We start from the raw sequence: 23,404 nt of genomic DNA on the forward strand, positions 1-23,404 counted from the left end.
GGCTCAAGCCGGGCCCACTGGCCATTCGTCAGATCTCCACGTCCCACGAGACGTGATCATGAACGAACAAGATCCACTTTCGCAACAGACCCTAGTGGCGACTCGTCCAAGTCGGCTGTCAATGCCGCCACAGCGGACTGATTGCGCGTGACAATCATCCCGGTCCCGCGCTGGCCGGTCTCCTCACGGACCCAGTCTTGTACGAGAGTGAACTTCGGCCGTTCCTGGGCGGCTTCGTAGATGTCGGCGAACCCGTCGGCGACCATCGCCCAGGCATCCCGTATGGGCCCCGCACTCTGGCTGGATACTGCCCGCGCGTGGCTGGTGGCATCCCCTAGCAAGACGGAGAACGGTCCTCGTCGGACATGCGCGTCGTATGAGGCGGGAGAGGTGACTGACAGACTGAATGTGGACAGCACACCCCACGCCCAGCGAACCGCATGCGTCATCGCGAGGTTCGGCGACCCTCCGGTCACGGCGGCGAGCCGCCCTAGAGCCTTCCACGTGCCGCTCAACGCTTGATCCAGTGACGTCGCGGCCTCTGGTGCTCGCACGACACGCTCGGCCATAGCGGCGGCACGTAGCAACTTAGAGGAAGCAGCGAACTCGCCTGTCGCCTCACCAGGACTGAAGGGTGCCGCCAGGACCCCGAGCGATGGCGAGTCGAATGCCCATACGACGCCGCCCGCCTTGTGGATGGCGTCCAGATTCGAATCGAACGGCGTGTCGGTGATGTAGACCAAGGCATGGTCCTGTTCCCGGTGCAGACGCGGCCCTAGATCGCCTACATCAGTAGCCGTCCCGTCGATTACCAGCGCGCCACGACCGCTCACCCGTCCCAGTTCCGACGTGAGAATCAGCCGGCCGGACCGGTCGCGAACGGGGCCGCCGATCACCTCGACCTTGTCGTCCGTCGTAAGGCGCGCCCGAGGGATGAAATCGGCCAGCCTCTGGCTCTCGATGTACAGATGGTCATAGGCGGCACGTTGCGACAGCCGCTTGGAGACCACTGTGGCGGTCACGTCGAGACTGCCGGTTCGGATGATCTGTGCCACCAGGCTGGCGGCACCAAGCGCGATTGGGGTGTCGGCGGCTGGAAGGGGAATGACCAAGGCCAGCGGCACCTTTCGAGCACTGGCGGCGTCGACGGCCTCTAGCAGTTCCATGTCGAATCGGGTGGCCCCGAACTTGCGGACACCCACGCCGGAGACCCTGCGCCGCAGCTTGCCGCGCCGGACCACATCCGAAAGGCCACTCCAGCCCCTCGTGGCCATCTACGCCCCAACCTTCCCCCGTTGCGGAATCTTCACTTATTACCATAGAGGTGCGCACTGACAAGAGTCGGAGGCCCTGCGGGCCAGCGGGCGAAGACCAGCCGCGATGTTCCTCGCTCCGACTGCCCGGAGGGGCTCCGATGGCGAGGTTGCGCCAGGTGCTCATCGCGCCGGGCGCGTTGCCGGTGCGCGGCCGTGAGGCGTCCTCGGTGAGGGCGGTGACGTGGTTCCACCATCTGGTGCCGGGTGACCACCGTTGGGAGTGTGGAGGCGCTGAGACCGTTGCCTCGCTTTGTCCGACGCCGACAAAAAATGCCGCAGGCAGAGTCGGGGCCCGCTGTCCGGGATTGGAGCGTTACGGGCGGCGAGCAGGGGAAGCGGGGACGCCTTTGGGGCGGTGTGTCACCGGGCATGAGCAGTGGGATGACATAGGTCTGACCTGCGAAACGGGATATCGCGTGATGGCGTGACACCGGGCGTCATGATCCCTAGTGAGCTCGCAATGCCCAGGTCTCACTACCCGACCACGTGCACCGACTGCACTCCATAGTCTGAGTCATCTTCCAGGGGCTGTCCCGGGGGGATTCCGGGGACTTTCCGCCGTGCAAGCAGGGAAGGTCCTGACAGTGCTGAAAGAAGGAAAAGTGCTGCTCAGGGCCTAGAACCTCAGCCCTCGCCTCAGCGCTCGATGCTTTCATCGCGCGACTGCCGCGCGCGGTCTCCATGGGCTCCAGGTTCATGCGGCCATTCGGCATCGCTCTTCCAGCCATTGTCGAATCTCCGGCGGAGAGAATCGAAGCTGCTGCTGGCCTACGCGGAAGCTTGGTAGTTCCTCCTTGAGGAGGTTGTCGCACACCCAAGAAGTGGGCTTCCCTAGAAAGGCGGCAAGCGCCTTGACGTCCCACATTGGCTCACTCACAGACGATTCCTCTACGCTTGCTTCAGCTGCTCGCGAGGACGGCAGTGAGGAATGGCGGCCGCACCAAGCGGGTGGAGGTCTGGCGGGCGACGGGGGCTCTGAAGCCAGCACCGATCCAGCACGACGGACCCGGACGGGCCGGAACGGACGCCAGCGGAAGTCAGCACCAGGTCAGCACCAGCGCGTCCGCGCTCGGTTTGCCTCGCGCGGCCCGTGCCTCTGACCTGCATGTTTGTGCGGGAGGGTGCCGCGTGGTAAGCGGCGCCCTCCCATTTGGAGAACATCTGGCTGCGCACCAAGCGCTACAACGCGAGCGGGAAGGTGGTCTCCGGCACGGGAGGGGTCTGCTACCTCTACTTCCCGGACCGCCCGACTCCCGCACAGCGCAAGGCGCTGGAGGCGGTGGGGGTTCTCTGAGCGGGGCCGAGCAGGGCCGATCCGGACTGCCCGCTCATCCTGCCCTGATACGCGCTGCTCCGGGCCGGCCAACCCGGAGCGGAGCAGCGGGGGCCCGTCCCGACCGGTCCCTCCCGGGCCGGGGCCCCGGGGAACGTGACCTGCGTCGCTGACCCCGGACCCGGCCCCTGGCACCCTGAGCCGCATGAGCGCGACCTCTCACGCCGCCGCCCGCGTCCGCGCGCGTACCGGCGGACCGAAGCACGACGGACCGAAGCTCCTGGAGCACCTGCTGGGCTGGACCCTGGTGGTGCTCCTCGCGGTGCTCGTCACCCGGGCCGGCCTGATGTGAGCCCGGCGACCACGCCGAGGACACCCAGCACCACGCCGGCCGAACAGCTCCCGAGCACGGTTGCGAGAGCCGAAAGCCCGGCGAGCACACCGGCCTGTCCGGGTGAGGGCGGCCGGCGCCACAGCACTCCCGCGGCGACGAGCAGCACGACCCCGACCGCGACGGAGCCGATCCCCGCGATCCCGACCGCCACCAGCCCGGCCGGCGGCGCGACGGCCGCGAGCACCATCGCCCCGCCCACGCCCCCGAGCGGCACGACGACCCACCGAGGTGCGCAGGACCTCATCGACGGCCTCCCCGAGGAGCGACGGCGGAGCGGGGAGCATAGGGGCGGCACCCGCGGGAGTCAAGGGCGGCAGGGCCCGAAGCCTTCCAGTGGATTCCGCGTATCGCGGGCGTATCGGGAAACGCATACGCCGCCGCAACGGTCCTCCGGCTCTCATGGGGGCATGAAGCACAACGCATCCCTCCCGGCACCGCGCGGCCGTACGCGCAGGTTCGTGTTCCTCGGCCTGGCGATCCTGGGGTTGGCGGGTGCCCTGTTCGTGGTGCGGAGGCCGCTGATGATGTCCGCCCCGACGTGCATGGCCGGGCGGTGGCACGGCTGCTTCGACACCTTCAACGGCGTGGTCCTGATGACGTTCGTGACGATGCCGCTGTCCGCGCTGGTGGTGTGGGCGCTGGCCCGCCGCCGGCGGGCCGCCGGGGTCCCGGCGGCGTGGCGGGTGTCGTTGGCCGAGGTGGGCATGGTCCACGGGACGGTTCCGTTCCTCTGGATGACCATGATGCCGGGCGGCGGAGCCGGCGTCGTCCCCGCCCGGGTGAGCCTGGTGCCGCTGCGGGACCTGGTCACGATGGGACCGCTCGGGATCGCCGGCAACCTGCTGGTCCTCGCGGCGGTGGGGTTCTTCGCCCCGATGCGGTTCGCGGCGGTGGCGTCCGTACCGCGGATCCTGGCGCTCGGGGCGGGCTGCTCGGCCTTGGTGGAGACCGCGCAGTACGTCCTGCGGCTGGACCGGGTGTCCTCCGTGGACGACGTACTGGTCAACACGGCCGGCGCCGTCCTGGCCGCGCTGGCGTCGCGCCGCTGGTGGCGCACCACGGCCGTGGCGCGGGAGGAGAGCCCGCGTCCGCTGCCGGCAGAGGTGGGCTGAGCCCAGGCCGGCGGTGGTCGGCTCCGCGTACGTCGGATCGCATACGACGCCGATAGGTCGCCTTGCCTAGGCTTCGGGCATGCGCGTACTGATCGTGGAGGACGAGCCCTACCTGGCCGAGGCCGTCCGTGACGGTCTGCGGCTGGAGGCGATCGCCGCCGACATCGCCGGCGACGGCGACGCCGCCCTGGAGCTGCTGAGCGTCCACTCCTACGACCTCGCGGTCCTCGACCGCGACATCCCCGGCCCCTCCGGCGACGAGGTCGCCCGCAGCATCGTCGCCTCCGGCAGCGGCATCCCGATCCTCATGCTCACCGCCGCCGACCGGATCGACGACAAGGCGTCCGGTTTCGAACTCGGTGCGGACGACTACCTCACCAAGCCGTTCGAGCTGCGGGAGCTCGTCCTTCGGCTGCGGGCGCTCGACCGCAGGCGCGCGTACGCCCGGCCCCCGGTCCGCGAGATCGCGGGGCTGCGCCTCGACCCCTTCCGCCGGGAGGTCTTCCGCGACGGGCGACACGTCCCGCTCACCCGCAAGCAGTTCGCCGTCCTCGAAGTCCTCGTCGCGGCCGAAGGCGGGGTCGTCAGCGCCGAAGAGCTGCTGGAGCGGGCGTGGGACGGGAACGCCGACCCCTTCACCAACGCCGTCCGGATCACCGTCTCCGCCCTGCGGAAACGGCTCGGCGAACCGTGGATCATCGCCACGGTCCCAGGCGTGGGCTACCGCATCGACGCCGGCCCCGACACCGTCCGCCCCGGCGGTGCGCATGCCTAGACGCCCCGGGCTCAGTGCCCGGCTGAGACTCACCCTCAGCTATGCGGGATTCCTGCTCGTGGCCGGCGCCCTGCTGCTCGCCGTGGTGTGGACGTACCTGCTGCGCTACGTGCCCGACAACGACCAGGGACTGCTCGGCGTCTCGCCCAACCGCTACCTCCTGGTGCACACCTTCGCCCCCGCCGCGGCCGCGGCCATGGCCTTTCTGCTCGTGTTCGGCCTGGCCGGGGGATGGGTCCTCGCCGGCCGGATGCTCGCACCCCTCAGACAGCTCACGGCCACGGCACGGACGGTCGGGGACGGGGCGCTGTCCCACCGAATCCGCATGAAGGGCCGCCGGGACGAGTTCCGTGAGCTCTCCGACGCGTTCGACTCGATGCTCGAACGACTCGAGTCGCACGTCGCCGCACAGGAGAGGTTCGCCGCGAACGCCTCCCACGAACTGCGCACCCCGCTGGCCGTCTCGCAGGCGCTGCTCGACGTCGCTCGCCGGGACCCCACACGGGACCGGAACGAGCTCCTCGGACGCCTGCGGGCCGTCAACGTGCGCGCGATCGATCTCACCGAGGCGCTGCTGCTGCTCAGCCGCAGCGACCGCGGGAACTTCGACCGGGAGACCGTCGACCTCGGCCTCGTCGCCGAGGAGGCCGCCGAGAACCTCCTCCCCTTCGCCGAACGGCGCGGGATCACGCTCGACGTCACCGGCGGCGCGGCGCGGACCAGCGGCTCCGCGGAGCTCCTGCTGCGGATGGTGACGAACCTCGTCCAGAACGCCGTCGTCCACAACCTCCCGGCCGGAGGCGGCGTGACGGTCCACACGGAGGACCGGGGCACCGCGTGCGTGCTGCGGGTCGAGAACACCGGGCAGCCCGTGCCGTCGGCCCTGGTACCGACCCTCACCGAACCCTTCCGGCGCGGCACGGATCGCGTACGCACCGAGGAGCACGCGGGGGTCGGGCTCGGCCTCGCGCTCGTGCACAGCATCGTCCGCGCCCACGACGGGACCCTCGACCTCGTTCCCCGCCCCGCCGGCGGCCTCGTCGTGACGGTCCGGCTTCCCGGGGCGGCAGAGGACGTCCTCGCGGCCACGGCGTCCTAGGGACGCGCGCGGCGGCGGGGGCGGCCCTGCCGTGGGCGGGCGGGTGCGCCCCTGCCGTGCGCGGGCGGCGGCGCTCCCTGCCGTGCGCCCCCGCCGCCGCGCGCGGACGCCCGTGTGAGGGGGTGCCGCCGAACGGGCATACTCCCCGCGCCACGCCCGCCCGCCGCCCCCACTCCGAGGCGGCATCGGCGCAGTGTCGAAGCCCGAGAGGGAGGAGTGCGCCGCCATGCCCGTGGAACGCCGGCTGCCCACCGAGGAGGCCAGGGAGCTGTTCGCCCTCGTCCGGGAGATCACGGCGCGCGAGATCGCGCCACGCGCCGCCGAGGAGGAGGCCGCCGGGCGGTTCCCCAGGGAGCTCTTCACGCTGCTCTCCGGCTCCGGGCTGCTCGGGCTCCCGTACGACTCCGCGTACGGCGGCGGCGACCAGCCGTACACCGTCTACCTCCAGGTCCTGGAGGAACTGGCCGCCGCCCGCCTCACCGTGGCCCTCGGGGTGAGCGTGCACAGCCTCTCCTGCCACGCCCTGGCCGCCTTCGGCACCGACGAGCAGCGGGCCGCCCACCTGCCCGGGATGCTCGGCGGCGGTCTCCTCGGCGCGTACTGCCTCTCCGAGCCGTCCTCGGGCTCCGACGCGGCCGCCCTGCGCACCCGCGCGGTCAGGGAGGGCGGCGACTGGGTCCTGGACGGTACGAAGGCGTGGATCACGCACGGGGGGATCGCCGACTTCTACACCGTCATGGCCCGCACCGGAGGCGAGGGGCCGAAGGGGATCACGGCGTTCCTGGTGCCCGGCGACGCGCCGGGGCTCGGCGCCGCCGCGCCCGAGCGCAAGATGGGGATGAAGGGCTCGCCCACGGCCCAGGTGCACCTCGACGGCGTGCGCGTGCCGGACGCGCGGCGGATCGGCGCGGAGGGCCAGGGCTTCACGATCGCCCTCGCCGCCCTGGACTCGGGGCGGCTCGGCATCGCGGCCTGTGCGGTGGGCCTGGCGCAGGCCGCACTGGACACCGCCCTCGGGTACGCGCGGGAGCGACGCCAGTTCGGTCGGCCCATCGCGGACTTCCAGGGCCTGCGCTTCCTGCTCGCCGACATGGCCACGCAGGTGGAGGCCGGCCGGGCCCTGTACCTGGAGGCGGCGCGGCTGCGCGACGAGGGCCGGCCGTTCGGCCGGCAGGCGGCGATGGCGAAGCTGTTCTGCTCGGACGCGGCGATGCGGGTGACGACGGACGCCGTGCAGGTGCTCGGCGGCTACGGCTACACCGCGGACTTCCCCGTCGAACGGTTTCTGCGCGAGGCGAAGATGCTGCAGATCGTCGAGGGCACCAATCAGATCCAGCGGGTGGTCATCGCACGTCACCTTGCCGGACCAGAGTCCCGCTGACCCGTACGGTCCGGTCGGCCCAGACCGGGCCGGCCGCGAGCCGGCTCCACTCCTGGTCGCGGTGGCCCGGCAGGGTCTTGCCGCGGCTGGCCCAGAGCCGGAGCACCGCCGAGTAGATGGGCGGGTCCGCCGGGTGGTGCGGCGCGGGAGCGGGCGTCGGCGTCGACACGGGGGACGGTACCGACGCGGGCGCCGGTACCGGGGCGGGGGTCGGAACCGCGGCCGGGACGGGGGTCGGCGCGGGGGACCGGACGCCCTGCTGAACCGATTCTTCAAAGTACGGCCCGGACTGCCTGTGCCGGCCGTATCCGCTGGGTGACGTATACAGCGTGGTCATGCCCGGCCCAACGCTCCGGCCCCGCCCCCGGTCACCGCCGAAGGGCGTCGAGCGGCAGTTCGACGCGTCCCCGGGGGCCGGCGACCGCCCCGGACCACTGCCTGTCCGCACCCCCCGTACTGCACGACTCTGGCCCCCGGCGCGGTTTCTGACGTACCGTCAACTCTCGCTCGCCGACCAGGAGGTCACACGTGTCAGACGACCGGCCCGTCCCGCTCGACGAATACCCGGTGCACCAGGCGCCGTTGTCCATGAAGCACCACGTCAGCGGCGACCGGAACGCCTACGACCGGTGCATCTTCCACGTCTTCGACCACCACGGGCGCGCCCTGCTCATCGCCGGACTCGGCGTCTATCCCAACGCCGGGGTGATCGACGCCTACGCGACCCTGCGCACCGGCGACCGGCTGCACGCCGTCCGCGCCTCCGACGCCCTCGGCGACGACCGCATGAACCTCTCCGTCGGCCCCCTGCGCATCACCGTCGACGAGCCCCTCCGACGGCTCGGCCTGCACTGCGCGCCCGACCCGGACGACCCCGACGGGCTGTCCTTCGACCTCGTCTGGACCGGGGACTTCCCCGCCGTCTGGGAGCCGCACCACACCCAGCGCCGCGGCGACCGGCTCACCCTGGAGGGCCGCCGCTTCGTGCAGGCCGGCCACGCCACCGGCACCATCCGGGCCGGCGGCGAGGAGTTCGCCGTCACCGCGGGGGAGTGGACCGGCACCCGCGACCGCAGCTGGGGAGTACGCCCGCTCCCGGGCGAAGAGCCGGGCCGTGCCGAGGAGTTCCGCCCCGAGGGCTTCCACTGGCTCTGGATCCCCATGCGCTTCGAGGACCGCTTCCTCATGGTGATCGCCCAGGAGGACGCCGACGGCTACCGCACCCTCAACGAGGCCCTGCTCGTACGGAACGGGCGGCGCGACACCCAGCTCGGCTGGCCCCGTACCGACATCACCTACCGCTCGGGCACCCGCGACCCCGAACGAGCCGTCGTGCACGTCACCGACCCGGCCGGCAAGCCCCTGGAGATCGGCGTCGAGATCCTCGCCTCCTCCCCGCTCGCCGTCGGCGCCGGATACCCGCCCGCCCCCGACTGGCAGCACGGCAGCTGGCAGGGCCGGAACTGGACCGACCGTCGCGTCCACGAGCTCTCCGACCCGGCCGCCCACCCCATGGTCGCCTACGGCGTCACCGACCACGCCGCCCGCTTCACCCTCGAAGGCCGCACCGGCTACGGCATCTTCGAGCACGGCTCCTTCGGCCGGCACGACCCCAGCGGCTTCGCCGACTACGCCGCCACCGCCCCCTGACCCGTCCCGAAGGCCAGGGCTCGGCCCGTCCGAGGAACCGAGTCCCGAGTGAAGAGGAGCGCCTCCATGGCCACCGCGCCCAGACCCCGCACCACCACCCGGGATCCCGAGGAGCTGGGCCGCCGGCTCACCGCCTGGCTCGACCGGCGGCTTCCCGGCGCCCGCGTCACCGGTCTCTCCGTCCCCGGCTCCAACGGCATGTCCAGCGAGACGCTGCTCTTCGACCTGGAGCACCCCGACGCCCCGGTCCGTGGCTGCGCGCTCCGGCTCGCCGCCGACCCCGCCGCGTACACCGTCTTCCCCGACTACGACATGGCGCGCCAGCACCGGGTGATGCGCCTGGTCGGCGAGCACACCGACGTCCCCGTGCCCCGGGTGCTCTGGCTGGAAGAGGACCCCGGGCCGCTCGGAGCGCCGTTCTTCGTGATGGCCCGGGCCGAGGGCCGGGTCCCGCCGGACGTCATGCCCTACACGTACGAGGGGAACTGGCTGCACGCCGCCGGCGACGCGGAACGGGCCGAACTGGAGGCCGCGTCCGTGGCCGTGCTCGCCCGGCTGCACGACCAGTTCCCCGCGAAGGAGGCGGAGTTCCTGATGCCGGCCGGCGTGGGCAGCCCGCTGCGCCGCCACGTCGACGCCCAACGCGCCTACTACGCCTGGGTGGTGGACGGGCTCGCCCCGTCACCGCTCATCGAGTCGGCCTTCGACTGGCTGGAGGCGCACTGGCCCGACGACGAGGGCCCGGCCGTCCTCAGCTGGGGCGACGCCCGAATCGGAAACATCGTCTACGAGGGATTCCGTCCCGTGGCCGTCCTCGACTGGGAGATGGCGTCCTTCGCCCCGCGCGAGGTCGACCTCGGCTGGACGGTCTATCTGCACCGCTTCTTCCAGGACCTCACGGTCGGCTTCGGCCAGCCCGGCCTGCCGGACTTCCTGCGCCGGGACGCCGTCGAGCGGCGCTACGCCGAACTCACCGGGCACACGCCCCGCGCCATGGAGTTCCACACCCTGTACGCGGCGCTGCGGCACGCGATCGTGATGCTCAGGATCGCGTACCGCCAGGCGTACTTCGGAGAGGTCCGGGTGCCGGCGAACGCCGAGGACGTCGACAGCCTGATCCTGCACCACGCCAGCCTCGCGGCGATGGTGCGCGGACGCTACTGGTGAACGGAGCCGGGTCGCGCGGCCCGAGGCCGCGCGACCTCAGGCCGCGCGGCGCAGCTGGGCCGGCTTGATGGGCCGCGAACCCGGGCCGCCCACGTGCGAGAAGGGCTGCGTACGCCAGTCCAGGCCCTGCGGGAGCGTCAGGAGCAGGGCCGTGTCCTGCTCCTGGGCCGCCAGGGTCTCGTCCGCCGGACGGGTCTCGGCGGCGGACCGGCCGGTGCCGGTGCAGACCGTCAGGACGAAGGGGTTCCACGGCGTCGGGCAGAGCGCGTGCTCCGGCAGGACGTCCTCGTCCGCCAGCAGTGCGATCGGCTGCTCGCAGTCCGGGCAGATCACCCGGTACATCTCAAAGGTGTCGTACGCGTCGAGCTCGTCGGACGTGTCGACGGAATCAACAGGCTCCTGCATGGAGATCTCCCCCTCGGACGGGTCGGCCGGATCTGAGTGGCCTCGACCACAGCAAGCAATTCCCATACGGCCCCCCGCATAACCGTGAGGTCCGGCCCGAGGCCTCGCAAAACCTGTGGCGTTCGTCACATGCCCGGCGCAGGTGCCCCGCAACTGCCCAAAGAGTGGGATAGGAGCCGGTCCTGACTGTGCCGCGGCCCCTCCGGGGCAATAGGGTCACCGCATGGAGGAGCTGGATCGTCAGATCGTCGAGTTGCTCGTCAAGGACGGGCGCATGAGCTACACCGACCTGGGCAAGGCCACCGGCCTGTCCACCTCGGCCGTGCATCAGCGCGTCCGCCGGCTCGAGCAGCGCGGCGTCATCCGCGGCTATGCCGCCGTCGTCGACCCGGAAGCCGTGGGCCTGCCGCTCACCGCCTTCATCTCGGTCAAACCCTTCGATCCCAGCGCCCCCGACGACACCCCCGACCGGCTCGCCGACATCCCCGAGATCGAGGCCTGCCACAGCGTCGCGGGCGAGGAGAACTACATCCTCAAGGTGCGCGTCGCCACCCCGCTCGAGCTGGAGCACCTGCTCAGCCGCATCCGCTCGCAGGCCCACGTCTCCAGCCGCACCACCGTCGTCCTGTCCACCCCGTACGAGGCCAGGCCCCCGCGCATCTAGGGGCGCGTCTTTCGGATCATGCCCCGCCCCGGCGCACGTCTCCGGTCCCACCACGCCCTAGCCTGGTGGGATGAGCGCGTACGAACACCGCACCGTGCTGCTGCGCGGTGGAGAAGTCCACAGCCCCGCCGACCCCTTCGCCACCGCCATGGTGGTGGAGCGCGGGCACGTCGCCTGGGTGGGCTCCGAGGGCGCGGCCGACGCCTTCGCCTCCGGCGTGGACGAGGTGGTGGACCTGGAGGGTGCGCTCGTCACCCCCGCGTTCGTCGACGCCCATGTGCACACCACCGCGACCGGGCTCGCACTGACCGGCCTCGACCTGTCGGCCGCCGCCTCGCTCGCCGAGGCGGCGGACCGGATCCGCGCGTACGCCGCCGCCCGGCCCGCCGACCGGATCCTCGTCGGTCACGGCTGGGACGCCGCCCGCTGGCCCGAGCGCCGCCCGCTGACCCGCGCCGAGCTCGACGAACTCACCGGCGGCCGCCCTCTCTACCTCACCCGGATCGACGTCCACTCGGCCGTCGTCACCACCGCGATGCTCGACCTCGTGCCGGGCATCCGCGAGCGCGACGGTTTCCACGACGGACAGCAGCCGCTCACCGGCGACGCCCACCACGCCGTCCGCGCCGCCGCCTACGCCGCGCTCTCCCCGCAGCAGCGCACCGAGGCCCAGCGCGCCGCCCGGCAGCACGCCGCCTCCCTCGGCATCGGCACCCTGCACGAGTGCGGCGGCCCCGAGATCTCCTCGGAGGACGACTTCACCGGTCTGCTGGACCTGGCCCGCAGCGAGCCCGGGCCCCGCGTCGTCGGCTACTGGGCCGATCTCGACATCGAACGGGCCCGCGCGCTCGGCGCCCTCGGCGCGGCCGGTGACCTGTTCGCCGACGGCTCGCTCGGCTCGCACACCGCCTGCCTCCACGAGCCGTACGCCGACCACTCCGGCGCAGGGGTCGCCCACCTCGACGCGGACGCCGTCGCCGCGCACGTGGTGGCCTGTACCGAGGCGGGCCTCCAGGCCGGTTTCCACGCCATCGGCGACGCCGCCGTCGACGCGGTCGTCGAGGGTGTCAGGACCGCCGCCGACAAGCTGGGCCTGGCCCGGATCCGGGCCGCCCGGCACCGGGTCGAGCACGCCGAGATGCTCAGCCCCGAGTCGATCGCCGCCTTCGCCGAGCTGGGCCTCACCGCCTCCGTGCAGCCGGCCTTCGACGCGTACTGGGGCGGCGAGGACGGCATGTACGCCGACCGCCTCGGTGCCGAGCGGGCGCGCGCCCTCAACCCGTACGCCGCCCTGCTGCGCGCGGGTGTGCCGCTCGCCTTCGGCTCCGACAGCCCCGTCACCCCCCTCGACCCCTGGGGGACCGTCCGCGCCGCCGCCTTCCACCGGACGCCCGAGCACCGGATCTCGGTCCGCGCCGCCTTCACCGCGCACACCCGGGGCGGCTGGCGCGCGGTCGGCCGCGACGACGCCGGCACCCTCGTGCCCGGCGCGCCGGCCGACTACGCGATCTGGCGCACCGGCGAACTGGTGGTCCAGGCGCCGGACGACCGGGTGGCCCGCTGGTCGACCGACCCCCGCTCCGGGACGCCCGGTCTGCCCGATCTGTCCCCCGGTAGCGAGCTTCCCGTATGCCTGCGGACCGTCGTCTTCGGACAAACGGTCTTCGTACGGCCGAACGAGTGACGTAGGACATTTCGCACCATCGCTTGATCCCGGTCCGGTTCCCCCGCGACCTGCGGATCTTCCCGGGTGACCTGGTGGAACGGTTCATCGCCGCAGGTCAAACGGGTGTTGACAGCGGACCGTCGGCGGCCGGTAGGTTCGGCGCGTCCACCAAGGACGTCCGACCGGTCGCAAACCTCCACGCAGGCACCGAACGCCGCCCGCGCCTCGGGGGCGAGGGAAGGTTTTTCCGGCGGAGGGTGCGACCCGGGTGGGGTCCCGGCGTTCAGTAGACAACGGCCTCGGTCGATCCGCAGCCAGCGGATCCCGGGTCGGCCCGAAGGACGCCGGGCCCCGATCCCGCACCTCGTGCGCGGGGCTCGCTATGGTGGGGGCTCGCGTATGTATCCGAAGGGGCAGTAGTGAACGACGGTGGCCAGAGGCGTTACGGCCCGCTCGGCAAGGCCTTGGTGATCATCCCGACCTACAACGAGGCGGAGAACATCAAGCCGATCGTCTCGCGCGTACGGGAGGCGGTGCCCGAGGCGCACGTTCTCGTCGCCGACGACAACAGCCCCGACGGCACGGGGAAGTTCGCCGACGAGATCGCCGCAGAGGACGATCACGTCCACGTGCTGCATCGCAAGGGCAAGGAAGGGCTCGGCGCCGCCTACCTGGCCGGCTTCCGATGGGGCATGGACCACGGCTACGGCGTCCTCGTCGAGATGGACGCCGACGGCTCCCACCAGCCCGAGGAGCTGCCCCGGCTGCTCACCGCCCTCAAGGGCGCGGACCTGGTGCTCGGCTCCCGCTGGGTGCCCGGCGGCCGGATCGTGAACTGGCCCAAGTCCCGCGAGTTCATCTCCCGCGGCGGCAGCCTGTACTCGCGCCTCATGCTCGACGTCCCGATCCGTGACGTCACCGGCGGCTACCGGGCCTTCCGCAAGGAGACCCTGGAGGGGCTCGGCCTCGACGAGGTCGCCTCCGCCGGCTACTGCTTCCAGGTCGACCTGGCCCGTCGGGCCGTCGCCGCCGGCTTCCACGTCGTCGAGGTGCCCATCACCTTCGTCGAGCGCGAGATCGGCGACTCCAAGATGAGCCGCGACATCCTCGTCGAGGCGCTGTGGCGGGTCACCGGCTGGGGCCTCTCCGCGCGTGCCCGGAAGGTCGGCAAGCTGCTCGGCCGCACGTCCGCCTGACCCCCCGCGCACGTCCGCCTGACCCCCGGCCCGCGGGCCCGTCGTACTGATGTCTCCTTTACGACGTTCCTGCGGGCCGCCAGGCACACTGGGGTGCATGACGACCGGCGCATCGCCCTCCCTCGCCCCTCGGCGCTCCCGCGCGCGAACGCTTCTGCCGCTGGGCCTCGCCGCCTGGCTGGTCCTAGAGATCTGGCTGCTCACCGTCGTGGCGAACGCGGTGGGCGGTTTCACCGTGTTCCTGCTGCTGCTCGCCGGCGCCGTGCTCGGCGCCGGCGTGATCAAGCGCGCCGGCCGCCGGGCCTTCGCCAACCTCACCGGAACGTTCCAGCGCGCCCAGGAGGCCGCCCGGCGCGGCGAGGCGCCCACGGCGGCCGACCGGGCCGGCGCGGAGGACCGCAACGGCTTTCTGATGCTCGGCGGCCTCCTCCTGATGCTCCCCGGTCTGCTCTCCGACGCGGCCGGTCTCCTGCTGCTGATCCCGCGGGTCCGCACGCTCGCCGGGACGTACGCGGAGCGGGCGATGGAGCGCCGGATGAACGCCGCGCGGCCCGGAAGCCTCCAGGACGCCTTCCAGCAGGCCCGCATCTACCGCCCGGACGGGAAGGTCGTCCAGGGCGAGGTCATCCGCGAGGACGCCCCCCAGGGCCCGCGACACCCCGACGCGCCCCGCCCGCCCCTGACCCCCTGAACCACCACCGCCCCGAAAACGCCCTCCGGCGCGGCCGCCATGGCCGCGCCGGAGGGCGTTTTCGGGGCGGCTGCCGTGCCGGGAGGGAGTGACCTGGGGAGCCGTCGAAGCCGCGCGGGAACGGCACGCGTGACCGCCGGGGCGGCCGGGTGCAGTCCGTCCGTCCCGCCCGTCCCGTCCGGCGGGGCGCCGGCATCGCGGACGCCTCGGCCCCCGGCCGCGCGCGACCGCGGGGTCGCCGAGCACGTGCGAACGCCGCGGGGCCCGGTACACGACGTCGTGTACCGGGCCCCGCGGCGTTGCTCGCTCAGGCCGTGCGGCCGTCCGTCAGGCGGACTTGCGGCTGTCGCGCGGATGCACGGCGATGTTCATGGCGCCGGAGCGCAGGACGGCCAGCCGCTCGGCCAGCACCTCCTCCAGCTCCTCGCGGGTACGCCGCTCCATGAGCATGTCCCAGTGCGTACGCGCAGGCTTGCCCTTCTTCTCCTCGGGGCCGTCCCCGTCCACCAGGAGTGCCTGGCTTCCGCAGACCTTGCACTCCCACTCCGGCGGAATCTCCGCCTCGACCGAGAAGGGCATCTCGAAACGATGCCCCTTCTCGCATGCGTACTCCACCGCCTGGCGCGGGGCCAGATCGATGCCGCGGTCGGTCTCGTAGCTGGTCACCACGAGGCGCGTGCCGCGAAGAGCTCGCTCACTCATGAATCGTGCCTCCCGGGCTTGTCGCCCACAGGACAGGTGTCGCTGTCGTCGTCATCCGGTCAACGTCCGGTCGGCGGTAAAGATTCCCGTTCCGGGTCATGCGTCGCCCGTCGTGCCGCCCCTTGTTCTACCCACCAGTGCCCGTTTTGTCACATCTGGCAGTAGATGTCACTCAACGTTTTCACCAAGTCAGCACGCAGTAACGGTCCGCCTGGCAGGCCAAACGCGTACACTACCGCCCTTTCACTCCCGCGTCTAAATTCGGTCGGGCACGGGGTTGCCCGCCGCGGCCACGGCCCGGCGTACCGGGACCCTGGCGAGCAGGACGAATCCGACAGCGAAGAAGATCACCAGAGAGATGATGGCATCTCGATAGCTCCCGGTCAGCTGATACGCGAGACCGAACACCAACGGCCCCAGCCAGCTCAGCCCCCGGTCGCTCATCTCGTAGGCGGAGAAGTACTCCGCCTCCTTGCCGCGCGGCACCAGATGTGAGAAAAGCGACCGCGACAGCGCCTGGCTGCCGCCCAGGACCAGACCGATCGCCGCCGCCAGACAGTAGAAGAAGACGGGCGCGTCGGCCGGCAGGAAGTAGCCGGCCAGCAGGATCCCCGTCCATACGGCGAGGGAGCCCAGGATCGTTCGCTTGGCGCCGTACGACCGTGCCATCCGGCCCATGCCCAGCGCGCCGGCGACGGCCAGGACCTGCACCAGGAGCACCGCCGTGATCAGCGTCGTCTGGTCGAGGCCCAGTTCCTCGGAGCCGAACACCGAGGCCTGCGAGATCACCGTCTGCACGCCGTCGTTGTAGATGAGGTACGCGAGCAGGAAGGACAGCGTCAGCGGATGGCGGCGCATGTCCCGCAGCGTGGCGACCAGCTGCTTCCAGCCGCTGCCCACCGCGCCCTCGCCGTGCGCGCGGTCGATCCGCCGGTCCCGCAGCCGCCGCAGCGGCACCAGCGTGAAGGCGCCCCACCACAGGCCGGCCGAGGCGAGGCAGATCCGGACCGCCATGCCCTCCGAGAGGCCGAAGGAGTCGTGGCCCGAGTACAGGACCAGGTTGAGGACAAGCACCAGCGCACCCGAGGTGTATCCGAAGGCCCAGCCGCGCGAGGAGACCGTGTCCCGCTCCTCGGGCTCGGAGATCTGCGGCAGGTACGCGTTGTAGAGCACCATCGACACCGACAGCGACGCGTTCGCCACGATCAGCAGGAACGCCCCGAGGAGATAGCGCTCCCCGCCCAGGAAGAACATCGCGGCCGTCGCCGTCGCGCCCACGTACGCCGCGGCCGCGAGGAGCGGCTTCTTCCGGCCCGTGCGGTCCGCCGCCGCGCCCACCAGGGGCATCGCGAGCACCGCGACGACGATCGAGACCGATACGGCGTACGCGAAGAGGGAGCCGGCCCGTACCGGTATGCCCAGCGGGTGCACGAAGCCCTCGGCGTCCGCCGCCGCCTTCGCGACCGAGGTCAGGTACGGCCCCAGGAACACGGTCAGGACGCTCGTCGAGTAGACCGAGCACGCGAAGTCGTAGAAGTACCAGCCTCGCTGTTCGCGCCGGCGTTCGGCCGGGTCGGCGGTCCGGCCGTGCGGATCGGTGGTCTCGGCAGTCACGCGCGCGCCCCCTCGTTCGTCCCCGATGACGGGACGCGCGCGCGGGTTCCGGCCCTTCAGGACCAGACTCCCCGCTCGGTCATGACCTCGCGCAGCGTCTCCAGATGATCGGTCATGATGCCATCCACCCCCAGGTCGAGGAGAGAGTTCATCCGTGCCCGGTCGTTCACGGTCCACACGTGGACCTGGAGGCCACGGGCGTGCGCCTCGCGCACGAAGCGCCGGTCCACCACGGTGATGCCGCCCTGGCGCTCCGGGACCTGGGCGGCGACCGCGCCGGCGCGCAGCGCCGCCGGTATGCCGAGCGAGCGCAGCCGCAGCCCCAGGACGCCGGTCACCCCGTACGAGGTGGCCAGCCGCAGCCCGGCGATCTTCTGGGCGCGGGCGATCCGGGACTCGGTGAAGGAGCTCACGCACACCCGGTCCCAGGCGCGGGCCTTGCGGATCAGGTCGAGCAGCGGCATCAGCGCCGACTCGGTCTTGAGGTCCACGTTCCAGCGGGCCTCCGGGAACTCCTCCAGGAGGTCGTGGAAGAGCGGCAGCGGCTCCTTGCCGGCCACCCGGGCCTCCCGGACCGCCGCCCACGGCAGGTCCCGGATCCGGCCCACGGTGTCCGTGACCCGGTCCAGCGTCGCGTCGTGGAAGGCGACGAGCCGGCCGTCCGCCGTCGTGTGGACATCGGTCTCGAAGTACCGGTAGCCGGCCGCGGCGGCCTGCCGGAAGGCGGCCGCGGTGTTCTCCAGGCCGTCCGCCGTGCCGCCGCGGTGGGCGAAGGGGATGGGGGCCGGGTGGTCGAGATAGGGGTGGGGTACGCGCGTCACGGCCGCAGTATGGCCTGATCAGGTGTCGGGAAGGCAACGGGTCCGGATCCAGGATCCGGAATCCGGCGGATCCTGCAGAGGGGCCCGCGGACCGTGGGGAGGGGCCCGCGGATTCTGGGGAAGGGGCACGCGGATCCTGGATCCTGGATCCGATCCGCGTACGTGCGGGACGCCCCGCGATCCCCCTACGGCACCTGCGCCCCCGGGCTACGGGCACCTGCTTCCCCGGGCTACGGCACCTGCGCCCCCGGGACCGCAGCCTCCGCCCCCGGGACCGCAGCCTCCGCCACCGGGCCCGCAGCCTCCGCCACCGCCACCGCCTCCGCCTCCGGCATCTCCGTCCGCGGCATCTCCGTCCCCGGCGCCTCGGCCTCCCGCTCCTCCCGCTCCGGCACCGCGAACCACCGCAGGAAGAACTGCGCCAGCGGTCCGATCGCCAGGGCGTAGAGCACCGTGCCGACGCCCACCGAGCCGCCGAGCAGGAAGCCGGTGGCGACCACGGCGATCTCGATCGCCGTGCGGACCAGCCGGATCGAGCGGCCGGTGAGCCGGTGCAGACCGGTCATCAGGCCGTCGCGCGGGCCCGGCCCGAAGCGGGCCGCGATGTAGAGGCCGGTCGCGACGCCGTTGAGCACGATCCCGAGCACCAGCAGCGCGATCCCGGCCGGGAGGCCGTCCGTCTCCGGGACGAGGGCCAGGGTGCCGTCCATGGCGAGGCCGATGACGAAGACGTTGGAGACGGTGCCGAGGCCCGGTCGCTGCCGGATGGGGATCCACAGCAGGAGCACGATCGCCCCCACGACGATCGACACCACGCCGATGCTCAGCCCGGTCCGCTCGGCGAGCCCCTGGTGCAGCACGCCCCAGGGCTCCAGACCGAGCCCGCCGCGCACGAGCAGCGCCGAGCTGGTCCCGTACAGCGCGAGACCGACGTAGAGCTGGACGAGTCGGCGGGTCAGATGCCGGCCGCGGAGACCGGAGGCGATGGACAAAGGACTGCCCCCCTGGGAGACGACCCGGTGTGTGACGACCGGAGTGGTGGTGGTGGACTGGCTCATGACACTCTGTGGCGGGGGGCAACATGCCAACCATGGCCAATTCGCGGAAGGTGGACTGATTTCCATGGCCCAGTGGACCTCGGCCGTGGGGCCTGCTCAGCTCGCCCGGCAGCTCAAGGCGCAGCAGCCCCGGCCCGCCGCGCCCGGCGCCCGCAAGCCGCCCGCGTACCGCGCCCTCGCGGACGGCATCCGGCTGCTCGTCCTGGAGGGCCGGGTCCCGGTCGCCGCCCGGCTGCCCGCCGAGCGCGAACTGGCCCTCGCCCTCACCGTGAGCCGTACCACCGTCGCCGCCGCCTACGAGGCGCTGCGCACCGAGGGCTTCCTCGAGTCCCGGCGCGGCGCCGGCAGCTGGACCGCCGTCCCGGCCGGCAACCCGCTGCCCGCGCGCGGTCTCGAACCGCTGCCCCCCGAGTCGCTCGGCTCGATGATCGACCTGGGCTGCGCGGCGCTGCCCGCGCCCGAGCCCTGGCTCACCCGGTCCATCCAGGGCGCCCTGGAGGAGCTGCCGCCGTACGCCCACACCCACGGCGACTACCCGGCCGGCCTGCCCGCGCTGCGGCAGATGCTCGCCGACCGCTACACCGAGCGCGGCATCCCCACCATGCCCGAGCAGATCATGGTCACCACCGGGGCCATGGGCGCGATCGACGCGATCTGCCACCTCTTCGCGGGCCGCGGCGAGCGGATCGCCGTCGAGTCCCCCTCGTACGCCAACATCCTCCAGCTCATGCGGGAGGCCGGCGCCCGGCTCGTCCCCGTCGCCATGGCCGAGGGGCTCCGCGGCTGGGACGTCGCCCGCTGGCGCCAGGTGCTGCGCGACGCCGCCCCCCGCCTCGCGTACGTCGTCGCCGACTTCCACAACCCCACCGGCGCCCTCGCCGACGAGGACCAGCGGCGGCAGCTCGTGGAGGCGGCCCGCTCGGCCGGCACGGTGCTCGTCGTCGACGAGACGATGACCGAGCTGTTCCTCGACGACGACCTGGAGATGCCCCGGCGGGTCTGCGCCTTCGACCCGGCCGGCGCCACCGTCATCACGGTCGGTTCGGCGAGCAAGGCGTTCTGGGCGGGCATGCGGATCGGCTGGGTTCGGGCCGCGCCCGACGTGATCCGCTCCCTGGTGGCCGCCCGCGCCTACGCGGACCTCGGCACCCCCGTCCTGGAGCAGCTCGGCGTGAACTGGCTGATGCGCACCGGCGGCTGGGAGGAGGCCGTCGGTCTGCGCCGCGGCCAGGCCCGCGAGAACCGTGACGCCATCGTGGCCGCCGTCCGCAGGGAGCTGCCCGACTGGGAGTTCGAGGTGCCGCGCGGCGGTCTCACCCTCTGGGTGCGCACCGGCGGCCTGTCCGGCTCGCGCCTGGCCGAGGTCGGCGAGCGGGTCGGCGTCCGCGTCCCCTCCGGCCCCCGCTTCGGCGTGGACGGCGCCTTCGAGGGATATGTCCGGCTGCCCTTCACCGTCGGCGGCCCGGTCGCCGACGAGGCCGCCGCCCGGCTGGCCGCCGCCGCCCGCCTGGTGGAGTCGGGCGCGGGCTCCGGGGGGGCGCCCCCCCGCCCGTGCGGGCCCCACCCGCGGGGTCCCGCGGGCAGTTCCGCGGGGGGTCCCGCAGCCCGCGCCCCGGGGCGGGGGCGCCCCCCCGGGGGGGGGGGGGCCCCCCTCTCCTGTACGAGCGGCGCCTGCTCGGTCGTGCGTACGGCGCGGACTCAGCCCTCCGCCGGGACGGGGGAGGGGAACGCGGAGGCGCCCGGCTCCTTGCGCAGGGTCGGGGCCGTGTCCGTCTCCAGGTCCGGCTCGGGGGCGGAGCCGGGCACTGTCTCGATGGCCGCGGCCGTCGCCGTACGGCGCTCCGGCAGCAGCTCCAGGACCGCCTGGCGGTGTGCCTCGGTGGTCGCGTCGTCGTACGGGTCGGGGGTCGCCGGCACCTGCAGGCGGAGCACCGGTCCGCCGCCGAGCCGCGCGTAGCCCCGGCCGGGCGGGACGTCGGGCACCGGGGTGGTGTGCGGTCCGGCGCCCAGGACGGCGGCGATGTGCTCCGGCGCGGCGGGCCCGAGCACGACCCGGGCGCGGGTGTGGCTCCGTACCGTCTCGCCGAGCGCCTCCAGGCTGTCGAACTGCTCCGCCACCACGACCGTCACCTGGGCGGCGCGCCCGTGCCGCAGCGGCACCTGGAGCAGGTCCTGGGGGTCGGGCCGGCCCGCGGCGGCGGCCAGGTGCCCGAGGACGCTCGGCCGGTCGAGCAGGATCCACAGCGGGCGGCGGGTGTCCTCGGGCGCCGCGTGACCGGCCTGGCGGGCTCGGTTCGCGGCGATCAGGCGTCGCTCGGTCTCGTGCGTGGCCCATTCCAGGCTGGCGAGCGCGCCCGACAGCCCGGACTCGACGGCGAGCACGCCGGCCCGGCCGACGAGGCACGCGTACTCGCCGGTGCCGCTGCCCTCGACCACGAGGACGTCGCCGTGAGGCAGCGCCTGGAGCGCGATGGAGCGCAGCAGGGAGGTGGTGCCGCTGCCGGGCTGGCCGACGGCGAGCAGGTGCGGCTCGGTCGAGCGGGGGCCGGTGCGCCAGACGACGGCCGGGGCGTCCTCGGTGCCGTCGGAGGCCTGCACCGGCACGGTCCGCTGCACCGCATCGGCGTCGGTGAAGCCGAGCACGGTCTCCCCGGGCACGGTGACGAAGCGCTGGGCGGCGATGGTGGTGGGCAGCGCCGGCAGCACACGCAGGGTGAGCTGGTTGCCCTCCTCGTCCCAGTCGAAGAGGTATTCGCGGCCGCGGCCCGACTTGGCGTGCAGCAGCTGCTCGATCCGGGCCCGGGCGGCCGGTTCGCCGTCGGTGAAGTACGGGGGATAGGAGATCCGCAGCCGGGTCAGCCGGCCGTCCTCGTCGAAGGCGTAGTCCGAGAAGGCCGTGCCCCAGTCGCCGCCGTGGGCGAAGAGCGGCTCGGGGTCCTCCGGGAGCGACAGATACGGCACGAGCGCCTCGTAGAGGCCCTTGAGCCGGGCGATCTCCGCGTCGTCGGGCCCGGTCTTGACGACCGGGCGCTCCCGCCCCTGCCAGGCGGCCGCGCCCATCACCGCGACGAGCGCGAGGAGCGGGCCGTACGGCACGAGGGCGACGACCAGGACGCAGGCCGCGACCAGGAACAGCGTGGGACCACGCCGTTCCTTGGGGGTCGCGGCCCACCTGGCACGCGCGATCGCGGCCAGTCTCCGCAGACCACGGGAGATGGTGATCAGCGGATGGAGCACGTCGGTGGCGCTGTCGGCGGCCGTGCGCGCGATCTCTCGGCTGCGAGCGATCTGGGCGCTGCCGCTGCTCAGAATGCGGGGGAGTGGTCGCCGGGCCACGTCGTACTCCTGGAGTGGTGGAAGGGGTGGAGAGAGGTCAGAACTTGATCCCGCCCAAGAGGCTGGCGAGGCTCTGGCCTCCGGCGGTGATGCTGGGGGCGATCGCGGTGCCCGCCAGGTAGAAGCCGAAGAGCGCCGAGACGAGCGCGTGCGAGACCTTGAGTCCGTCCTTCTTGAAGAACAAGAAGCAGACGATGCCGAGAAGGACGACCACAGAGAAGGACAGGATCATGAGGTGTTCTCCTGGTTGAGGGGACAGTCACCTTGAGTCCTTCCAGGTTCACAGCAAGTATCTATGTGACTAAAGGTGCATATGGGTGAATCGCTGGCGATTTCACTTGACCGGCGGACGTCGACCCGTTCTCCGGGTGGCGAAACCCGCCGGGTGCGGTAGTGCACCGGCTCCCCGGCGCGAGCTGCGGTGATCCTTGCCGCGGACGCGCCCCCTCATGTCGCCCGACGGGCAGTACCCTGTCGATTCACTCGTACGGCCGCGCTCGGCGTGCGGGGACGAGCACGAAGGGTGGTTGTGAACGATGAGCGAGAACGAGACCCCGGACCCCGAGGTCGTCGAGCTGGCCTCCAAGGTCTTCGACCTGGCGCGCGCCGGCGACGCGGCGACCCTGGCCGCCTACCTCGACGCCGGTGTCCCGGCGAACCTCTGCAACGAGAAGGGCGACTCGCTCGTCATGCTCGCCGCCTACCACGGCCACGCCGCGGCGGTCACCGCCCTGCTGACCCACGGCGCCGACGCCGACCGCGCCAACGACCGCGGCCAGACCCCGCTCGCCGGTGCCGTCTTCAAGGGCGAGGACGCCGTGGTCCGCGCCCTCCTCGCCGGCGGGGCGAATCCGGAAGCCGGAACTCCGTCCGCCGTGGATACCGCGCGGATGTTTGGGAAGACGGAACTCCTGGACCTGTTCGGAGTTCGGTGAACGAGGCCGGTGAACACCGGCTGAACCCCAGGTGAGACGGCGCCGTAAATGTGGTCGCGGTGGCGAAATGGGTGGGTCATCATGACGTCGGGCCCGCAGGGGGCCACCGACGAGAGGCAGAGGAAGATGGTCACTGGCAAGCGCAGGAC

The 23,404-nt window shown here is 72.5% G+C and carries 22 protein-coding genes and 2 pseudogenes; 14 read left to right on the forward strand and 10 right to left on the reverse strand.

Going from position 1 to position 23,404, the window contains the following annotated elements:
* Window positions 1-56 precede the first annotated feature (56 nt).
* Complete coding sequence (locus ACIGXE_RS34250; RefSeq protein ID WP_399753777.1) at window positions 57-1,202, reverse strand: hypothetical protein; 1,146 nt, start codon at window positions 1,200-1,202, stop codon at window positions 57-59.
* A gap of 1,267 nt (window positions 1,203-2,469) precedes the next feature.
* Here ACIGXE_RS34250 and ACIGXE_RS34255 point away from each other — a divergent pair.
* Both ACIGXE_RS34255 and ACIGXE_RS34260 read left to right on the forward strand, forming a co-directional pair.
* Window positions 2,470-2,610 (forward strand): annotated as a pseudogene (locus tag ACIGXE_RS34255) (peptidase C39 family protein); the annotation flags it as partial.
* 184 nt (window positions 2,611-2,794) lie between these two features.
* Window positions 2,795-2,941 (forward strand): SCO1431 family membrane protein, encoded by a 147-nt coding sequence (locus ACIGXE_RS34260; RefSeq protein WP_399753780.1) that lies wholly within the window; start codon window positions 2,795-2,797, stop codon window positions 2,939-2,941.
* Here ACIGXE_RS34260 and ACIGXE_RS34265 read toward each other — a convergent pair.
* A complete protein-coding gene (locus ACIGXE_RS34265) occupies window positions 2,919-3,227 on the reverse strand; it encodes a hypothetical protein (RefSeq protein WP_399753782.1) in 309 nt (102 codons plus the stop codon). The genes ACIGXE_RS34260 and ACIGXE_RS34265 overlap by 23 nt on opposite strands.
* A 163-nt stretch (window positions 3,228-3,390) precedes the next feature.
* Between ACIGXE_RS34265 and ACIGXE_RS34270 the strand changes: the two genes are divergently transcribed.
* The 4 genes from ACIGXE_RS34270 (at window position 3,391) to ACIGXE_RS34285 (ending at window position 7,350) form a co-directional block, all read left to right on the forward strand.
* A complete protein-coding gene (locus ACIGXE_RS34270; protein WP_399753784.1) occupies window positions 3,391-4,095 on the forward strand; it encodes a VanZ family protein in 705 nt (234 codons plus the stop codon).
* 79 nt (window positions 4,096-4,174) lie between these two features.
* Entirely contained in the window at window positions 4,175-4,870 is a 696-nt protein-coding gene (locus ACIGXE_RS34275; protein WP_399753787.1) for a response regulator transcription factor, read from the forward strand.
* Complete coding sequence (locus tag ACIGXE_RS34280; RefSeq protein ID WP_399753790.1) at window positions 4,863-5,969, forward strand: sensor histidine kinase; 1,107 nt, start codon at window positions 4,863-4,865, stop codon at window positions 5,967-5,969. Before ACIGXE_RS34275 ends, ACIGXE_RS34280 begins: the two co-directional genes overlap by 8 nt.
* Before the next feature lie 226 nt (window positions 5,970-6,195).
* Window positions 6,196-7,350 carry an acyl-CoA dehydrogenase family protein gene (locus ACIGXE_RS34285; protein WP_399753792.1) on the forward strand — a complete coding sequence of 385 codons (1,155 nt, stop codon included), beginning with the start codon at window positions 6,196-6,198 and terminating at the stop codon, window positions 7,348-7,350.
* On the opposite strand, the gene ACIGXE_RS34290 is transcribed toward ACIGXE_RS34285, so the two are convergent.
* The gene (locus tag ACIGXE_RS34290) at window positions 7,313-7,519 is read right to left on the reverse strand and encodes a hypothetical protein (protein ID WP_399753795.1); all 207 of its coding nucleotides are present in this window, start codon (window positions 7,517-7,519) and stop codon (window positions 7,313-7,315) included. The genes ACIGXE_RS34285 and ACIGXE_RS34290 overlap by 38 nt on opposite strands.
* A gap of 359 nt (window positions 7,520-7,878) precedes the next feature.
* On the opposite strand from ACIGXE_RS34290, the gene ACIGXE_RS34295 reads away from it, so the two are divergent.
* Window positions 7,879-9,000: a hypothetical protein gene (locus ACIGXE_RS34295; protein ID WP_399753797.1), complete on the forward strand. Its 1,122-nt coding sequence runs from the start codon at window positions 7,879-7,881 to the stop codon at window positions 8,998-9,000.
* Window positions 9,001-9,066: 66 nt separating this feature from the next.
* On the forward strand, window positions 9,067-10,167 hold the full coding sequence (locus ACIGXE_RS34300) for a phosphotransferase family protein (RefSeq protein ID WP_399753799.1): 1,101 nt from the start codon (window positions 9,067-9,069) through the stop codon (window positions 10,165-10,167).
* A gap of 36 nt (window positions 10,168-10,203) precedes the next feature.
* On the opposite strand, the gene ACIGXE_RS34305 is transcribed toward ACIGXE_RS34300, so the two are convergent.
* Complete coding sequence (locus tag ACIGXE_RS34305) at window positions 10,204-10,572, reverse strand: hypothetical protein (RefSeq protein WP_399753800.1); 369 nt, start codon at window positions 10,570-10,572, stop codon at window positions 10,204-10,206.
* A gap of 223 nt (window positions 10,573-10,795) precedes the next feature.
* On the opposite strand from ACIGXE_RS34305, the gene ACIGXE_RS34310 reads away from it, so the two are divergent.
* The 4 genes from ACIGXE_RS34310 (at window position 10,796) to fxsA (ending at window position 14,789) form a co-directional block, all read left to right on the forward strand.
* Window positions 10,796-11,236: an Lrp/AsnC family transcriptional regulator gene (locus tag ACIGXE_RS34310; protein WP_189976755.1), complete on the forward strand. Its 441-nt coding sequence runs from the start codon at window positions 10,796-10,798 to the stop codon at window positions 11,234-11,236.
* A 70-nt stretch (window positions 11,237-11,306) separates the two neighbouring features.
* Window positions 11,307-12,920 (forward strand): amidohydrolase, encoded by a 1,614-nt coding sequence (locus ACIGXE_RS34315; protein WP_399753802.1) that lies wholly within the window; start codon window positions 11,307-11,309, stop codon window positions 12,918-12,920.
* Between the two features lie 401 nt (window positions 12,921-13,321).
* The gene (locus ACIGXE_RS34320) at window positions 13,322-14,098 is read left to right on the forward strand and encodes a polyprenol monophosphomannose synthase (RefSeq protein WP_399753804.1); all 777 of its coding nucleotides are present in this window, start codon (window positions 13,322-13,324) and stop codon (window positions 14,096-14,098) included.
* A 97-nt stretch (window positions 14,099-14,195) separates the two neighbouring features.
* Window positions 14,196-14,789 (forward strand): FxsA family membrane protein, encoded by a 594-nt coding sequence (fxsA, locus tag ACIGXE_RS34325; protein ID WP_399753807.1) that lies wholly within the window; start codon window positions 14,196-14,198, stop codon window positions 14,787-14,789.
* A 327-nt stretch (window positions 14,790-15,116) separates the two neighbouring features.
* Here the strand turns inward: fxsA and ACIGXE_RS34330 are convergent, their stop codons facing one another.
* The 4 genes from ACIGXE_RS34330 to ACIGXE_RS34345 form a co-directional block, all read right to left on the reverse strand.
* Window positions 15,117-15,491 (reverse strand): RNA polymerase-binding protein RbpA, encoded by a 375-nt coding sequence (locus tag ACIGXE_RS34330; protein WP_026278069.1) that lies wholly within the window; start codon window positions 15,489-15,491, stop codon window positions 15,117-15,119.
* A gap of 255 nt (window positions 15,492-15,746) precedes the next feature.
* Window positions 15,747-17,105: an MFS transporter gene (locus ACIGXE_RS34335; protein WP_399753809.1), complete on the reverse strand. Its 1,359-nt coding sequence runs from the start codon at window positions 17,103-17,105 to the stop codon at window positions 15,747-15,749.
* A 56-nt stretch (window positions 17,106-17,161) separates the two neighbouring features.
* A complete protein-coding gene (locus ACIGXE_RS34340) occupies window positions 17,162-17,926 on the reverse strand; it encodes a glycerophosphodiester phosphodiesterase (protein ID WP_399753811.1) in 765 nt (254 codons plus the stop codon).
* Between the two features lie 230 nt (window positions 17,927-18,156).
* Window positions 18,157-18,918, reverse strand: coding sequence for a YitT family protein (locus ACIGXE_RS34345; RefSeq protein ID WP_399753871.1), 762 nt, complete (start codon window positions 18,916-18,918; stop codon window positions 18,157-18,159).
* 130 nt (window positions 18,919-19,048) lie between these two features.
* On the opposite strand from ACIGXE_RS34345, the pseudogene ACIGXE_RS34350 reads away from it, so the two are divergent.
* A pseudogene (locus tag ACIGXE_RS34350) lies at window positions 19,049-20,533 on the forward strand (PLP-dependent aminotransferase family protein); the annotation flags it as partial.
* A gap of 149 nt (window positions 20,534-20,682) precedes the next feature.
* Here the strand turns inward: ACIGXE_RS34350 and ACIGXE_RS34355 are convergent.
* Both ACIGXE_RS34355 and ACIGXE_RS34360 read right to left on the reverse strand, forming a co-directional pair.
* Complete coding sequence (locus tag ACIGXE_RS34355) at window positions 20,683-22,320, reverse strand: hypothetical protein (protein ID WP_399753813.1); 1,638 nt, start codon at window positions 22,318-22,320, stop codon at window positions 20,683-20,685.
* Window positions 22,321-22,357: 37 nt separating this feature from the next.
* Entirely contained in the window at window positions 22,358-22,552 is a 195-nt protein-coding gene (locus ACIGXE_RS34360) for a hypothetical protein (protein WP_362537449.1), read from the reverse strand.
* 304 nt (window positions 22,553-22,856) lie between these two features.
* Here ACIGXE_RS34360 and ACIGXE_RS34365 point away from each other — a divergent pair, with 304 nt between their 5' ends.
* Entirely contained in the window at window positions 22,857-23,255 is a 399-nt protein-coding gene (locus ACIGXE_RS34365; protein ID WP_399753816.1) for an ankyrin repeat domain-containing protein, read from the forward strand.
* Window positions 23,256-23,404: the final 149 nt, after the last annotated feature.

Source organism: Streptomyces sp. NPDC053431, assembly GCF_044544925.1.
Lineage (GTDB): Bacteria > Actinomycetota > Actinomycetes > Streptomycetales > Streptomycetaceae > Streptomyces.

Bases quoted from the DNA above. Each gene is read 5' to 3' on its own strand.
- ACIGXE_RS34260 (WP_399753780.1), top strand. From the start codon at position 2,795: ATGAGCGCGACCTCTCACGCCGCCGCCCGCGTCCGCGCGCGTACCGGC.
- ACIGXE_RS34265 (WP_399753782.1), bottom strand. From the start codon at position 3,227: ATGAGGTCCTGCGCACCTCGGTGGGTCGTCGTGCCGCTCGGGGGCGTG.
- ACIGXE_RS34270 (WP_399753784.1), top strand. From the start codon at position 3,391: ATGAAGCACAACGCATCCCTCCCGGCACCGCGCGGCCGTACGCGCAGG.
- ACIGXE_RS34275 (WP_399753787.1), top strand. From the start codon at position 4,175: ATGCGCGTACTGATCGTGGAGGACGAGCCCTACCTGGCCGAGGCCGTC.
- ACIGXE_RS34280 (WP_399753790.1), top strand. From the start codon at position 4,863: ATGCCTAGACGCCCCGGGCTCAGTGCCCGGCTGAGACTCACCCTCAGC.
- ACIGXE_RS34285 (WP_399753792.1), top strand. From the start codon at position 6,196: ATGCCCGTGGAACGCCGGCTGCCCACCGAGGAGGCCAGGGAGCTGTTC.
- ACIGXE_RS34300 (WP_399753799.1), top strand. From the start codon at position 9,067: ATGGCCACCGCGCCCAGACCCCGCACCACCACCCGGGATCCCGAGGAG.
- ACIGXE_RS34305 (WP_399753800.1), bottom strand. From the start codon at position 10,572: ATGCAGGAGCCTGTTGATTCCGTCGACACGTCCGACGAGCTCGACGCG.
- ACIGXE_RS34310 (WP_189976755.1), top strand. From the start codon at position 10,796: ATGGAGGAGCTGGATCGTCAGATCGTCGAGTTGCTCGTCAAGGACGGG.
- ACIGXE_RS34315 (WP_399753802.1), top strand. From the start codon at position 11,307: ATGAGCGCGTACGAACACCGCACCGTGCTGCTGCGCGGTGGAGAAGTC.
- fxsA (WP_399753807.1), top strand. From the start codon at position 14,196: ATGACGACCGGCGCATCGCCCTCCCTCGCCCCTCGGCGCTCCCGCGCG.
- ACIGXE_RS34330 (WP_026278069.1), bottom strand. From the start codon at position 15,491: ATGAGTGAGCGAGCTCTTCGCGGCACGCGCCTCGTGGTGACCAGCTAC.
- ACIGXE_RS34360 (WP_362537449.1), bottom strand. From the start codon at position 22,552: ATGATCCTGTCCTTCTCTGTGGTCGTCCTTCTCGGCATCGTCTGCTTC.
- ACIGXE_RS34365 (WP_399753816.1), top strand. From the start codon at position 22,857: ATGAGCGAGAACGAGACCCCGGACCCCGAGGTCGTCGAGCTGGCCTCC.